Genomic DNA, 13,754 nt, shown 5'->3' on the forward strand with positions numbered 1-13,754 from the left:
CTACAGAGAATTTCGACGGGCGGCGCTATGCCTTCTGCCGCTTTCTGCGGTTCGTGACGACCATTCCGGCCACCACGAACAGTACGGCGATCAGGAACATGGCCGTACCGATGACATTGATCTGGACGGGCGTTCCACGCTGTGCCGAACCCCAGACGAACATGGGGAAGGTGACGGTCGAGCCCGCGTTGAAATTGGTGATGATGAAATCGTCGAAGGAGAGCGCGAAGGCGAGGAGCGCGCCCGCCGCGATACCGGGAGCGGCGATCGGCAGGGTGACGCGCAGGAACGTCTGGACGGGGCCGGCGTACAGGTCCCGCGCCGCCTCCTCCAGCCGCGGGTCCATCGACATCACGCGCGCCTTGACGGCGACGACGACGAAGCTGAGGCAGAACATGATGTGGGCGATGAGGATCGTCCAGAAACCCAACTGAGCACCCAGATTGAGGAACAGGGTGAGCAGCGAGGCGGCCATCACGACCTCGGGCATCGCCATCGGCAGGAAGATCAGCGAGTTGACGGCACCCCGCGCGCGGAACCGGTAGCGGACGAGCGCGAAGGCGATCAGCGTGCCGAGGACGGTGGCGCCGAGGGTCGCCCAGGCGGCGAGCTGGAGGCTGAGCGAGAGCGACCCGCACAGGTCGGCGACGCCGCACGGGTCGGTCCAGGCGGCCGTGGAGAATTCCTGCCACTCGTAGTTGAAGCGGCCCTTCGGCTGGTTGAAGGAGAAGACCGTGACCACGACATTGGGCAGGAGCAGATATCCGAGGGTGAGCAGTCCCGCGATGACGACGAGATGCCGCTTGAGCCAGTTCAGGAAGGCCATTTAAACCAGATCCTCCGTCCCGGACCTGCGAATGTATACCGTGACCATGATGAGGATCGCGGCCATGAGGATGAACGAGAGGGCCGCCGCCGTCGGATAGTCGAGAATCCTCAGGAACTGGCTCTGGATGACGTTGCCGATCATCTGGGTGTTGGTGGAGCCGAGCAGCTCGGCGTTCACGTAGTCGCCGCTGGCGGGGATGAACGTCAGCAGGGTGCCGGAGACGACACCGGGCATGGACAGCGGGAAGGTGACCTTGCGGAAGGTGGTGAACGGGGTCGCGTAGAGGTCGCCCGCCGCCTCGTGCAGGCGTCCGTCGATGCGCTCCAGCGAGGTGTAGAGCGGCAGGATCATGAACGGCAGGAAGTTGTACGTGAGGCCGCAGACCACCGCGAGCGGCGTGGCCAGCACACGGTCGCCCGCGGTGAGGCCGAGCCAGCTGGTGACGTCGAGGACGTGCAGCGAGTTGAGGGCGCCGACCACCGGGCCGCCGTCCGCGAGGATCGTCTTCCAGGCGAGGGTGCGGATCAGGAAGCTGGTGAAGAACGGTGCGATCACCAGGATCAGGATCAGATTGCGCCACCGCCCCGCTCGGAACGCGATCAGATACGCCAGCGGGTAGCCCAGGAGCAGGCACAGGAACGTGGCCGTGCCGGCGTAGAGCACCGAACGCAGGAACTGCGGGTAGTACTCGCTGAGCGCGTCCCAGTAGGTCGCGAAGTGCCAGGTGACCTGGTAGCCCTCCTCCAGGGAGCCCGTCTGCACGGACGTGGAGGCCTGGTAGACCATCGGCATCGCGAAGAACACGAGCAGCCAGATCAGACCGGGCGCGAGGAGCAGGTACGGCGTCCAGCGGCCCCTTCTGCGGGGCGGCTTCTCCGTCGGTACGGGGGCGAGGGGCGGTGGCGCCTCGGCTTCGGCGAGGGTCGACATCACAGGGCCGCCCCCTCTTCGACACCCGCGGAGCCCGCTGTCCCAGCAAGCAGGGACTGCGCGGCGTCCAGTCCGAAGGTGTGGGCCGGGCTCCAGTGCAGGACGACGTCGGCGCCGGGGACGAGGCGGGCGTCGCGGTCGATGTTCTGTACGTACACCTCGAACTCGGGGCAGACCGAGCTGTCGATGACGTACTGCGTGGAGACCCCGATGAAGCTGGTCGCGGCGATCTTCCCGGTGATGCGGTTGCGGCCGACCGGGATCTCGCCCGCGTCGTCCGCGTGCGTCAGGGTGATCTTCTCGGGGCGGATGCCGACGAGGACCTTGCCGCCGGTGGTGGCGGGCGCCGCACATCGCGCCTCGGGCAGGACGAGCTTGCCGTCGCCCGCCTTCAGCACGATCTCCTCGCCACTCCTGGAGTCGACCTCGGCCTCGATGAGGTTGGAGGTGCCGAGGAAGTTGGCGACGAAGGTGGTCTTCGGGTTCTCGTACAGGTCGGCCGGGGAGCCGAGCTGCTCGACCCGGCCGCCGTTCATCACGGCGACCGTGTCGGCCATGGTCATGGCCTCCTCCTGGTCGTGCGTGACATGGATGAAGGTGATCCCGACCTCGGTCTGGATGCGCTTCAGCTCCAGCTGCATCTGGCGGCGCAGCTTGAGGTCGAGGGCGCCGAGCGGCTCGTCGAGGAGCAGCACCTTGGGGTGGTTGATCAGGGCGCGGGCGACGGCGACGCGCTGCTGCTGGCCGCCCGAGAGCTGGTGCGGCTTCTTGCGCGCCTGCTCGCCGAGCTGGACCAGGTCCAGCATCTCGTCGACCTGCTTCTTCACGCTCTTGAGACCGCGCCGGCGCAGTCCGAAGGCGACGTTCTCGAAGATGTCGAGGTGCGGGAAGAGGGCGTACGACTGGAAGACGGTGTTCACCGGCCGCTTGTACGGCGGGAGGTGCGTCACGTCCTGGTCGCCGAGCGACACGGTTCCGCGGGACGGTTCCTCCAGGCCGGCGATCATCCGCAGCGTGGTGGTCTTGCCGCAGCCGGAGGCGCCGAGGAGGGCGAAGAAGGAACCTTCCGGCACGGTCAGGTCGAGCGGGTGCACGGCGGTGAAGGAGCCGTAGGTCTTGCCGATGCCGGTGAGGCGGACGTCACCGCTGCTGTTCTGTGTGGTCTTCATGGTCCTCGTCACGCCCCCGTCAGCTTCGCGAACTTCTCTTCGTACGCCGTCTCTTCCTTCTGGGTGAGGGAGCGGAAGGCGTGGGACTTGGCCGCCATGGCGGCGTCGGGGATGATCAGCGGGTTGTTCGCCGCGTCCTCGTCGATCTTGGCCAGCTCCGCCTTCACGCCCTCCACAGGGCACACGTAGTTGATGTACGCGGCGAGTTCGGCGGCCGGCTTCGGCTCGTAGTAGTAGTCGATGAGCCGTTCGGCGTTGGTCTTGTGGCGGGCCTTGTTCGGGATCAGCAGGTTGTCGGTCGAGGTCATGTAGCCGCTGTCGGGGATGACGAAGTCGACGTCCGGGGTGTCGGCCTTGAGCTGGACGACGTCACCGGCCCACGCGATACACGCCGCCAGGTCGCCCTTGCTCAGGTCGGATGTGTAGTCGTTGCCGGTGAAGCGGCGGATCTGGCCCTGGTCGACGGCCTTCTGGAGGCGGGCGATCGCCGCGTCGTAGTCGTCGTCGGAGAACTTCGCCGGGTCCTTGCCCATGTCGAGCAGGGTCATCCCGATGCTGTCGCGCATCTCGGAGAGGAAGCCGATGCGGCCCTTCAGCTTCGGGTTGTCGAGCATGTCGGAGACCGACTTCACCTCCTCGCCGTCGAGGGCCTTCTTGTTGTAGGCGATGACGGTCGAGATGCCCTGCCAGGGGTAGGAGTAGGCCCGTCCCGGGTCCCAGTCCGGGCTGCGGAACTGCTGGGAGAGGTTCATGAAGGCGTGCGGCAGGTTGGACGGGTCCAGTTTCTGGACCCACCCGAAGCGGATCAGCCGGGCGGCCAGCCAGTCGGTCACGCAGATCAGGTCGCGGCCGGTGGCCTGACCGGCGGCGAGCTGCGGCTTGATCTTGCCGAAGAACTCGACGTTGTCGTTGATGTCCTCGGTGTACTTGACCTTGATGCCGGTGCGCTCGGTGAACGCGTCGAGGCTCGGGTGGTGCTTGCCGCTGTCGTCGACGTCCATGTACTCGGTCCAGTTGGAGAAGGCGATCTCCTTCTCCTTGGCCGAGTGGTCCTCGGACGAGACGCCCGCGGTGTTCTTCGCCGCGGGGATGCCGCAGGCGCTCAGCGTGCCGAGCGCGCCGACGGCGAGCGCGCCGCCCGTTCCGGCGCGCAGCAGCGAACGGCGGCTCAGTGCGGCCCTGCCGTTCCTGAGACTGCGCCGCATGGCGGCCACCTGGGCCGGGGACAGGCGGTCGGGCTCGAACTGCTCCATGCGCGTGATGCCCTTTCGGGAGGTGCCCTTTCGGGAGGGTGGCGAGGTCCGGCCGGAGGTCGGGCGGCCGGACCCCGGTCTGACTAGCGGTCCCCGAAGATCGTGCGGTGCCAGTCCTTCCTGGCCACCGCCGTATTGTCGAACATGACGTGCTTGATCTGCGTGTACTCCTCGAACGAGTACGCCGACATGTCCTTGCCGAAGCCGGACGCCTTATAACCGCCGTGCGGCATCTCGCTGATGATCGGAATGTGGTCGTTGACCCACACGCACCCGGCCTTGATCTCCCGTGTCGCACGGCCCGCCCGGTACACGTCGCGACTCCACGCGGAGGCGGCGAGCCCGTACGGGGTGTCGTTGGCCAGCCGGATGCCCTCGTCGTCGCTGTCGAACGGCAGGACGACGAGGACGGGGCCGAAGATCTCCGACTGGACGATCTCGCTGTCCTGGGCGGCGTCGGCGACGAGGGTCGGACGATAGTACGCGCCCTTGGCGAGTTCCCCCTGCGGCGCCTCGCCGCCGGTGACCACGCGCGCGTAGCCGCGCGCCCGGTCCACGAACCCGGCGACCCGGTCGCGCTGGACGTGCGAGATCAGCGGGCCGAGGTCGGTGCCGGGCGCGAAGGGGTCGCCCAGCCGGACGGTCTCCATGAGGGCGGCCGTGCGCTCGACGAACGCCTCATAGAGGGGACGCTGGATGTACGCGCGCGTGGCGGCCGTGCAGTCCTGCCCGGTGTTGATGAGGGCGCCCGCGACGGCGCCGTGCACGGCGGCCTCCAGGTCCGCGTCGTCGAAGACGACGAAGGGGGCCTTGCCGCCGAGTTCCAGGTGGAGCCGTTTGACGGTGGCGGTGGCGATCTCGGCGACCCGCTTGCCGACGGGGGTGGACCCGGTGAAGGACGTCATGGCCACATCGGGGTGCCCGACGAGGTGCTCGCCGGCCACCCTGCCGGTGCCGGTGACGATGTTGATCACACCGTCCGGGATTCCGGCGTCCATGGCGGCCTGCGCGAACAGCAGCGAGGTGAGCGGGGTCAGCTCGGCGGGCTTCAGGACGATCGTGTTGCCCGCGGCGACCGCCGGGAGGATCTTCCAGGCGGCCATCTGGAGGGGGTAGTTCCAGGGGGCGATGGAGCCGACGACCCCGATGGGCTCGCGCCGTACGTACGAGGTGTGGTCCCCGGAGTACTCACCGGCCGACTGGCCCTGGAGGTGCCGGGCCGCGCCCGCGAAGAAGGCCGTGTTGTCGATGGTGCCGGGGACGTCGAACTCGCGGGTGAGCTTCAGCGGCTTCCCGCACTGGAGCGACTCGGCCCGCGCGAACGCCTCGGCCCGGTCGGCGAGCACGGCGGCGAACCGGTGCAGCGCGTCCGACCGCTCGCCGGGCGTGGCCCCGGCCCAGCCCGGGAACGCGCGGCGGGCGGCGGCGACGGCCGCCTCCACGTCGTCGGTGCCGGCCAGCTCGTAGGTGAGGACCTCGTCGCCGGTGGCGGGGTCGACGACCGCGTGCGTGTGACCCGACGTGCCCTTCGTGAGGCGGCCGGCGATGTACTGCGCGCCGGCCGCGAAGCGTTCCTGCGCGGGGAATCGGTCCGGGGTGGCGGTGCCCGGGTTCTGCATGTCGCTCTCCTCCGCCTTGTCCCCCTGTGTCCTGGGGGCGGGTGGCGTAGCTCCAGCTCGATTTGAGTGCCGATCCTGACAGAGGGATGGGGCATCAACAAGTGATTCCGTTGTTGCCTTTTGGTTACGCGACGGAATCTGTCGACCAGGTGTCCAGTCGCAGGTGAAAATCGGGGACGGAGTGTCCGTGGCGGGTGCCACACTCGTCGGCATGCTGAAGATCGATTCTTGGGACGCGCTGATCAGCGAGGTCCAGGCGGGGGCGAGGGTCAAGTACCTGCACTTCTGGGGGCACCGTCCGCGGCCCGACGGCCGGGTGGGGCCTAGCTGTCTGAGTCAGTGGTGGCCGTCGCCGTTCACGGTGGACGGCGTGGAGTACGCGACGGCGGAGCACTGGATGATGGCGTCCAAGGCCCGGCTGTTCGGTGACGTGGAGGCGGAGCGCAAGGCCGTCGCGGCGTCGAACCCCGCGATGGCGAAGAAGGTGGGGCGCCTGGTACGCGGCTTCGACGAGGCCCTGTGGGAGCGGGAGCGCTTCGGCATCGTCGTCGAGGGCAGCGTCCACAAGTTCGCCGCTCACGACGATCTGCGGGCCTGGCTGCTGGGCACGACGGGCCGCGTCCTCGTCGAGGCCAGCCCCCTGGACCGCGTCTGGGGCATCGGCCTCGCGGCGGACGACGAACGCGCGATGGACCCCACGCGCTGGCGCGGCCCCAACCTGCTGGGCTTCGCCCTGATGGAGGCACGGGAGCGGCTGCTGCGGGGGGAGGAGGGGTAGCCGGGGGCCTGGGGTGACCGCAGGCCCCCGCGGCCCTGGGAGCCCCACCGCGGCGGGCCGGCGGAGGTGGGTTTGGAGGGCTATCGGCTCGGCGTAGCGGGGTGGGCGAGCGGCGGCGGGGTGTTCTCGGTCGGTAGGACCAGGGACAGGGACGTGTCGTAGCCGTCGTCGAAGACGTCGGTGTCCGACTCGTCCGTGCCGTCCGGTGCCACGACGATCAGGACGAAGAAGCCGATGCCCATGAGGAAGCCGGCGATGCCGCAGATGATCCCTGCCAGCGCGTGCCCGGGGTTCGTCGCCTCACCCCGGCTCGCCTTGGCTCGGCCGATGATGCCGAAGATCACCGCCATCACGCCCAGCAGGATCGCCAGCGGCCACATACAGAAGAGGGTGGCCGCGCAGATCCCGAGCACCATCGAGGCGATGCCCATCCCGTTGCTCGGCGGGGGCGGCATGAGCGGCCAACCGTAACCGGAGGTATGCGTGTGCCCGGCCGGGCCGGGGCCGCCGCCCGGGTACGGCGCATAGCCGTACGGGAACTGCCCGGGTCCGTCGGGGCTGATCGGCGGGGGCGGCACGGGGGCACCGCTCATCGCGCCGGGCAGGTGGGGTGGGTAGGTGTGGGCTGCCGGGTCCTGCGGAGCGAAGGGAGCACCGGGGCCGGGCATCGACGTCGGCGGAGGGTAGGCCCCGGCGGGCACGGGCGGGGGGTATGCGGCGTAGGGCGCGGGCGCCGGGTAGGTCGGCGTCCCGTCGGAGGGCGGGGCGAACGGGTTGCTGGGGGCGGGCCCCTGCGCAGCAGGGTGCGGAGGCCCTGCGGGGGAAGCGAAGGGGTTGGCGGCGTGCGGCGCCGACACCGGCGCCGGTGAGGTCGTTCCGGCCGGGGGCGGGGCGAAGGGGTTCGCCGGGTGGGGCTGGGGCGCGGGCGCCGGGAAGACCGTCGTGTCGACCGGTGGCGCGAAGGGGTCGCGGGCCCCGGACGCGGTGGGGGACGGCGGGGTCCATGCGGGAGGGGTCCCGGGCTCCTGCGCGGCGGGGGCCGCGACCCCACTGGGGCCGGCCCAGGGCCGGGGTGTCGCGGACACCGGCGCGGGGTTCGTCGCACCGGGGGCGGGGCCGGTCGCACCGGCGGCCGCCTTGTCGAGCGATACCCGGGCAGGATCCGCCACGGCGGCATCCACCACGTCCGCAAGCGCAGGCTTGTCGAGCGATACCCGGGCAGGATCCGCCACGGCGGCATCCACCACGTCCGCAAGCGCAGGCTTGTCGAGCGATACGCGAGCGGCATCCGCCACGTCGGCACTGGCAGGCTTGTCGAACACGACCTTCTGGGTGGGCGCCGACGGCACACGGTCCTCAGGGACGGACGGCCTGTCCCCGGGGGCGCCCTCCCCCTCCGACCCCTCCGAGGGGGGCGCGGCAGCCTCCCCGTCAGCAGTCCCCTCGATCGGCGTCCCGGCCGACGCATCGGTCTGCGCCTCCGTGCCGGCCCCCTCGCCGGATATCGCACCCTCCCCCGGCGTCACCCAAGCCCCCCGGGGTGTCGGCGGGTCTGCCGGTATCGGCGGGTCTGCCGGGGTCGTGGCCTCGTCGGACGACATGCGCGGGTCCCCCTCTGTTCCGTTCCGCGTCGTGGCGTTGCGTCTCGCGTTGATCCCGTAGTACCGCTGATCCCGTGCGCCGTACCGAATGACCGGACAGCCGGATGACGGCGCACCATCAGCCGTACCGTCGGTCATGCTAAAGCCCGAGGCCCCCGACGCGGATCTCGCCGCCTACGATGATCCCCGAGTCATCGATCAGCCGATCACCCGCGTCCCCCGACGAAGACCATCGGTCCGGGCAGGACGCTGTTCCCGGGAGGAACCTTGACCGACCACCGCACCGCGCCCGGCGGCACCGGCGCCCGCGATCTGCACGCCTTCATCGCCGGCCTGCCCAAGGCCGAACTGCACGTGCACCACGTCGGCTCCGCCTCCCCCCGGATCGTCTCCGAGCTCGCCGCCCGCCACCCCGACTCCAAGGTGCCGACCGACCCCGAGGCCCTCGCGGACTACTTCACGTTCACGGACTTCGCGCACTTCATCCAGGTGTACCTGTCCGTCGTGGACCTGATCCGCACCCCGGAGGACGTCCGGCTGCTGACGTTCGAGGTGGCCAGGGACCTGGCCCGGCAGCAGGTGCGGTACGCCGAGCTGACCATCACGCCGTACTCCTCGACGCGTCGCGGCATCGACGAGCGGGCGTTCATGGACGCGATCGAGGACGCCCGCAAGGCGGCCGAGGCCGAGTTCGGGACCGTACTGCGCTGGTGCTTCGACATCCCCGGCGAGGCGGGACTCGTGTCGGCCGAAGAGACCGTCCGGCTCGCCACCGACGACCGGCTGCGCCCGGAGGGCCTGGTGTCGTTCGGGCTCGGCGGGCCCGAGGTCGGCGTGGAGCGGCCGCAGTTCAAGCCGTACTTCGACCGGGCCATCGCGGCCGGACTGCACTCCGTTCCGCACGCCGGCGAGACCACCGGGCCGGAGACGGTCTGGGACGCGATCAACGAACTGCGCGCGGAGCGCATCGGCCACGGCACGAGTTCCGCCAGGGACCCGAAGCTGCTCGCCCACCTCGCCGAGCACCGGATCGCCCTGGAGGTCTGCCCCACGTCGAACATAGCGACGCGCGCGGTCCGCACCCTCGACGAGCACCCGATCAAGGAGTTCGTGGCGGCCGGTGTCCTGGTGACCGTCAACTCCGACGACCCGCCGATGTTCGGCACCGACCTCAACTCCGAGTACGCGGTCGCCGCCCGGCTCCTCGACCTCGACGAGCCGGGGCTGGCCGCGCTCGCGAAGAACGCGGTGGAGGCGGCCTTTCTCGACGAGCCCGGCAAGGCCCGGCTGGCCGCCGAGATCGACACCTACACCTCGGCCTGGCTCACCCCCTGACCCGCACCGGAAGACGACCCGCACCGGAAGCACCATGAACCCCCTGCGCACCGTGACCGCCGTGGCTCATCGCGGCGCCCCGTACCGCCACCGCGAGAACACCCTGGACTCGCTGCGTGCGGGGCTCGCGCTGGGCGCGGACGCCGTCGAGTTCGACGTACGGACGACCCGCGACGGCGTACCGGTCCTGCTCCACGACTCCACCCTGAAGCGGCTGTGGGAGCTGGACCGGCCGCTCGCGGCGCTGTCCGCCGCCGAGGTGCGGGGGCTCACGGCGGACGGTGTGCCGACGCTGGCCGAGGCCCTGGCCGTCACCGGGGCCAGCCGGGTCATGATCGACCTGCCGGGTGCGGCCGACCGCCGGGCGATACGGCAGGTCGTGGGCCTCGTACAGGAGTGCGGGGCGCAGGAGCGGGTGTACTACAGCGCCGGGGCCGACACCATGCTCGCCCTGCGGGCCGTCGCTCCCGACGCCGAGATCGCCCTCACCTGGAAGACCCTCGCCCCGCCCCGCCCGGCCCTGCTCGCCGCCGTACGCCCCCGCTGGCTCAACTACCGTTTCGGGTTGGTGAGCCGGGCCCTCGCGGACCGTGTCCACGGCGACGGCTACCTGCTGTCCGTGTGGACGCCGGACACCCGTCGCTCCATGCGGCGGCTGGTGGACCTCGGGGTCGACTCCATCACCACGAACCGCGTGGACACGCTGTGCGCGCTGCGGAACGGGACCTGACGACCGCGCGCCCGGGTCGCGTCGCCCTCACACCTCGGACCGCTGGGCCACCGTGGCCGCGTCCTCGGGTGTCTCCCGGGTGACGTACTGCGGCACGGGCGTCGTGTCCGTGCCGTTGTCGCGGACGAGGCCGTAGCGGAGGGCATCCTGGTCGGGGCCCCGGTTGACGTCGTCCTCGACGGCGGTCCGGGAGGAGGGGAACACGGACAGGTTGTAGTCGGCGCCGCGTTCGTTCTGGACGAGGGTGACCGTGCCGTCGAGGTAGAAGTACTCGTTCTGCCACATCTGCTGGGTGCCGTCGGGAAGGACGATGTAGCCGATGTCGGGGCCGCCCATGCCGCTGGTCCGGCCGTCCGGCGACACCGGGTCGTCCATGCGGCGGCCGCCGCCCGAGGCGACATGGAAGAGCCTGCCCTTCAGCCCGGTCCAGGCCGGCATGACCAGGGAGCCCGGCCGGTACTGCGGCGCGAGCTGCCAGCGGACGAGGATGTAGCCCTCGCCCTTGAGGGTCACACTCTCGCCCCGGTGGTTCATCACGGCCCGCGCGCCCGCGGTGCTCTCGATCCCCGTCTCGGGCCGGCGCGGAAGGGCGCGGGGCGGGGTGCCCGGGTCCGGCGCCCGGTCCACGGCGTCCACGACCGTGCCGTACGACGCCTCGTGCTTCTTCTTCGGCGACGTCGACGGTGACGGGGTCGGGCTGGGGGACGTCGAGGATACGGGCGCGGAGGGGGAACGGCGTGGGGCGGGGGCCTGCGGGCGGGCCGTGCTCAGTGCCGTGGGCGCCGCCCGCGGGGGCCGTTGTTCGGGGGTCTTCGTCACCACGTAGGCGCCACCGGCGACGATCGTCGCGGACGCCGTCACCGCCACCGCCGGTTTGGTGAGGGCGCCCAGCACCTTGGCGGACCAGCCGACGGACGCCGTGGCGGCCGTCGCCGCGACCGCCGTCTTGCCGCCGAACGCCAGCGACAGGGTGAAGCCGACGGGGACCGGGACGAGGGCGAGGCCGACGAGGAGACGCTCGGCGGGTACGACGGCCTCGCCGCGCCTGCCCTGGCCGTCGCAGCGGTCGCAGCCGCGGATGTGCCGGGCGATGCGCTTGCGCCACACCGAGTCGGGCTGCCCGGTCCACCGGGCGGTCACCTGGCTGAGGTCGGCGCAGGAGGAGTCGAGGGCCCGGACGATGCCGCGCGCGGTCTCCAGGCGGGCCTTCATCCGCTGCACCCGCACCGCGGCGTGCTGCCGGCTGATGCCGACGGCGGCCGCCAGGTCGCGTCGGCTGAGTTCGCCGGCGACCTCCAGCCACCACAGGGAGAGCAGTTGCCGGTCCTCGTCGTCGAGCCAGCGGACCGCCTCGGCGACCTCGCGTCGCTGGCCCTCCAGTTGGAGCCGCAGCACGGTCAGTTCGGCGAAGTCGGCGGCGTCGTGGCCGTCGCTGTCGGCGAGCCGGTCGGTGGTGCGCCGTCGCGCCCGCTCCCGTATCTGGCGCATCGCGATGGCGACGAGCCAGGAGCGGAAGCTGTCCGGGTCACGCAGGGCGCCGAGGTTGTCGACGGCGCGCAGCATGGTCTCCTGCACGACGTCGTCGACGTCGGCGTGACCGTTGAGGGCGCGGCCGACGATGTTGTAGACGAGCGGCAGCCAGCCCTCGACCAGTTCGTCGAGGGCCCGCCGGTCGCCCGCCTGTGCGTCCGCGATGGTGGAGCGCCACTGCCGCCCGTCCACGTACGTTCCTTTCGGCCCCGGGGGGGGTGCACCGTGCTCAATCGGCTGTTTTCCGTACCTTCTCAGCCGTTCCCGCGGCAGGGGGGACCCGCGAGGCGGAGATCACACGTCCCCTGCGGCGCGCTCCTGTACGTGGGGAAACAGGCGTCGGTGTGGAGACGGGACGCGGGCGCCGCCGATAACAGTTTTTCGGCCCGTGACGCGACCGGGATCCTCAGGCCGTGGCCGCCATCGGCGGCGCGACCGGCGTCAGCGCCTCCAGCCGCTTGATCCGCTTCCACACGACGTACAGCGGGATCACGCCGAACACCCCGAACGACATGTCGATCAGCGACCACCAGAAGGGGATGCCGCGGACGGGCCCGCAGATCAGGGCCAGCGGGACGATCCCCGCGCAGGCGATCATCCCGACCTCGACGACCCAGATGTTGCGCACCGGGTCGCGGTACGGCCCGTAGAAGGCGACCGCGATCACCAGGTGGGCGAAGGCCAGCCAGTCGGTGCCGTACAGCAGGAACGGATACTCGGCGTCGGCCTCGTCCAGCCCGGCACGCACCCGCTCGATCCACTCCATGAGCCCCGGCAGATGGTCACCGACGGACAGCGACCGCATCAACTCCTCGGTCCAGCGCAGCTCGTGGACGAGCGGGAAGGCCGTGGCTCCGCTCAGCACCAGGCAGACGACGAAGAAGACCAGCCACGCACGGATGCCCTTCACCAGGGCGGCTCTGTCGCTCATGGCAGGAGCGTACGCCCGGACTTGAACACGTTCAAAAGCGCCCCCCTCGCCCACTCCTCGCCCACCCCTCACCCACCACCGAACCCCGCGGGGCGCGCCCGACACCTCCGGACGCCAATAAGGCGATTCTTCCCGCTTTTCGCGACCCGCCCGCGGTTCGACGAATTACGGCGAATGACAGGAGAATGCGACGGGCAATTCGTGGTGACCGTGTGCGCGGCTCTTGAAGAAGGCTTGCGGCCCTTTCCCAACTGCCGTAGTTACGTGAATCATGAACCTGTTCAACCGTGCTGCGTCGCTGCGCCGCCCGGCTCCCCCCACTGACCGACAACTCCCCCACGATTCACCGGCGTCCGCCCCCACCGGCACGCTGGATCCCGCCCTGGCGGGGCTGACCGGAGAATGGATCATCGACCGGGCGCACAGTCGTATCGGTTTCTCCGTCCGCCATGCCCTGGTGACGACCGTGCGCGGAGCTTTCACGCAGTACGAGAGCCGGCTCTATTTCGACGGCCGTGACCCGTCCCGCTCGCAGGCCGAGATCCTGCTGTCCACCGCGTCCGTCGACACGGGCGTGGAACAACGCGACGCCCATCTGGTCGGCCGGGACTTCCTCGATGCCGCGACCTATCCCCGGATGCGCTTCGCCAGTACGGCGGTGGACCTCGTCGGCAACGATGTCTACCGCATGACCGGCGACCTCACGATCAAGAACGTCACCCGTCCCGTCGACCTCGAACTCACCTATATCGGCCATGTCGTCGACCCGTTCGGATACGAGCGGGTCGGCTTCGACGGCACGACCACGATCAACCGTTCCGAGTGGGGCCTGACCTACAACCAGCGGCTCGCCGAGGGCGGCGCCATGGTCAGCGAGAAGGTCCGGCTGCAGTTCGACCTCGCCGCGATCCGCCAGTTCCCCGGGGCCTGACGAGCCCACGAGGAGCACCAGGCAAACACGACGAGGCCGCCCGGGGCCCACACCCCGGGCGGCTCGGCAGCCATGGCGCGCTACGCGGGCGACGACCTCCGGCTCGTCCACATCGCCG

General features: G+C 70.5%; 12 protein-coding genes. 4 read left to right on the plus strand and 8 right to left on the minus strand.

Annotation, left to right across the window (positions count from 1 at the left end):
- Positions 1-25: 25 nt before the first annotated feature.
- The 5 genes from M8J73_RS29030 to M8J73_RS29050 all read right to left on the minus strand — a co-directional run bounded on the left by M8J73_RS29030 (position 26) and on the right by M8J73_RS29050 (position 5,800).
- Positions 26-826: an ABC transporter permease gene (locus M8J73_RS29030; protein WP_055523717.1), complete on the minus strand. Its 801-nt coding sequence runs from the start codon at positions 824-826 to the stop codon at positions 26-28.
- A complete protein-coding gene (locus M8J73_RS29035; protein ID WP_055540685.1) occupies positions 827-1,759 on the minus strand; it encodes an ABC transporter permease in 933 nt (310 codons plus the stop codon).
- Entirely contained in the window at positions 1,759-2,928 is a 1,170-nt protein-coding gene (locus M8J73_RS29040; protein ID WP_055540686.1) for an ABC transporter ATP-binding protein, read from the minus strand. The genes M8J73_RS29035 and M8J73_RS29040 overlap by 1 nt, the downstream gene beginning before the upstream one ends.
- A gap of 8 nt (positions 2,929-2,936) precedes the next feature.
- Positions 2,937-4,181, minus strand: a complete 1,245-nt coding sequence (locus M8J73_RS29045; protein WP_055540687.1) for a polyamine ABC transporter substrate-binding protein — start codon at positions 4,179-4,181, stop codon at positions 2,937-2,939.
- A gap of 83 nt (positions 4,182-4,264) precedes the next feature.
- Positions 4,265-5,800 carry a gamma-aminobutyraldehyde dehydrogenase gene (locus M8J73_RS29050; RefSeq protein ID WP_055540688.1) on the minus strand — a complete coding sequence of 512 codons (1,536 nt, stop codon included), beginning with the start codon at positions 5,798-5,800 and terminating at the stop codon, positions 4,265-4,267.
- A 211-nt stretch (positions 5,801-6,011) separates the two neighbouring features.
- On the opposite strand from M8J73_RS29050, the gene ybiA reads away from it, so the two are divergent.
- Complete coding sequence (gene ybiA, locus M8J73_RS29055) at positions 6,012-6,578, plus strand: riboflavin biosynthesis intermediates N-glycosidase (RefSeq protein WP_206187941.1); 567 nt, start codon at positions 6,012-6,014, stop codon at positions 6,576-6,578.
- A gap of 80 nt (positions 6,579-6,658) precedes the next feature.
- Here ybiA and M8J73_RS45305 read toward each other — a convergent pair whose 3' ends face one another.
- Positions 6,659-7,279 carry a DUF4190 domain-containing protein gene (locus M8J73_RS45305; protein ID WP_249829275.1) on the minus strand — a complete coding sequence of 207 codons (621 nt, stop codon included), beginning with the start codon at positions 7,277-7,279 and terminating at the stop codon, positions 6,659-6,661.
- A 1,167-nt stretch (positions 7,280-8,446) separates the two neighbouring features.
- On the opposite strand from M8J73_RS45305, the gene M8J73_RS29065 reads away from it, so the two are divergent.
- Together M8J73_RS29065 and M8J73_RS29070 are read left to right on the plus strand one after the other, a co-directional pair.
- Positions 8,447-9,514, plus strand: coding sequence for an adenosine deaminase (locus M8J73_RS29065; RefSeq protein ID WP_249829276.1), 1,068 nt, complete (start codon positions 8,447-8,449; stop codon positions 9,512-9,514).
- Positions 9,515-9,548: 34 nt separating this feature from the next.
- Entirely contained in the window at positions 9,549-10,244 is a 696-nt protein-coding gene (locus M8J73_RS29070; protein WP_249829277.1) for a glycerophosphodiester phosphodiesterase, read from the plus strand.
- A 27-nt stretch (positions 10,245-10,271) separates the two neighbouring features.
- Here the strand turns inward: M8J73_RS29070 and M8J73_RS29075 are convergent, their stop codons facing one another.
- Together M8J73_RS29075 and M8J73_RS29080 are read right to left on the minus strand one after the other, a co-directional pair.
- Entirely contained in the window at positions 10,272-11,966 is a 1,695-nt protein-coding gene (locus M8J73_RS29075) for an RNA polymerase sigma factor (RefSeq protein ID WP_249829278.1), read from the minus strand.
- Between the two features lie 214 nt (positions 11,967-12,180).
- Positions 12,181-12,705, minus strand: a complete 525-nt coding sequence (locus M8J73_RS29080; protein ID WP_055543235.1) for a hypothetical protein — start codon at positions 12,703-12,705, stop codon at positions 12,181-12,183.
- 271 nt (positions 12,706-12,976) lie between these two features.
- Here M8J73_RS29080 and M8J73_RS29085 point away from each other — a divergent pair, with 271 nt between their 5' ends.
- Positions 12,977-13,636: a YceI family protein gene (locus M8J73_RS29085; protein WP_055543152.1), complete on the plus strand. Its 660-nt coding sequence runs from the start codon at positions 12,977-12,979 to the stop codon at positions 13,634-13,636.
- Positions 13,637-13,754 lie beyond the last annotated feature (118 nt).

Origin of the sequence: Streptomyces neyagawaensis (genome assembly GCF_023516595.1) — a bacterium.
GTDB classification, from domain to species: domain Bacteria; phylum Actinomycetota; class Actinomycetes; order Streptomycetales; family Streptomycetaceae; genus Streptomyces; species Streptomyces neyagawaensis.

Bases quoted from the DNA above. Each gene is read 5' to 3' on its own strand.
- M8J73_RS29030 (WP_055523717.1), bottom strand. From the start codon at position 826: ATGGCCTTCCTGAACTGGCTCAAGCGGCATCTCGTCGTCATCGCGGGA.
- M8J73_RS29035 (WP_055540685.1), bottom strand. From the start codon at position 1,759: ATGTCGACCCTCGCCGAAGCCGAGGCGCCACCGCCCCTCGCCCCCGTA.
- M8J73_RS29040 (WP_055540686.1), bottom strand. From the start codon at position 2,928: ATGAAGACCACACAGAACAGCAGCGGTGACGTCCGCCTCACCGGCATC.
- M8J73_RS29045 (WP_055540687.1), bottom strand. From the start codon at position 4,181: ATGGAGCAGTTCGAGCCCGACCGCCTGTCCCCGGCCCAGGTGGCCGCC.
- M8J73_RS29050 (WP_055540688.1), bottom strand. From the start codon at position 5,800: ATGCAGAACCCGGGCACCGCCACCCCGGACCGATTCCCCGCGCAGGAA.
- ybiA (WP_206187941.1), top strand. From the start codon at position 6,012: ATGCTGAAGATCGATTCTTGGGACGCGCTGATCAGCGAGGTCCAGGCG.
- M8J73_RS29070 (WP_249829277.1), top strand. From the start codon at position 9,549: ATGAACCCCCTGCGCACCGTGACCGCCGTGGCTCATCGCGGCGCCCCG.
- M8J73_RS29080 (WP_055543235.1), bottom strand. From the start codon at position 12,705: ATGAGCGACAGAGCCGCCCTGGTGAAGGGCATCCGTGCGTGGCTGGTC.
- M8J73_RS29085 (WP_055543152.1), top strand. From the start codon at position 12,977: ATGAACCTGTTCAACCGTGCTGCGTCGCTGCGCCGCCCGGCTCCCCCC.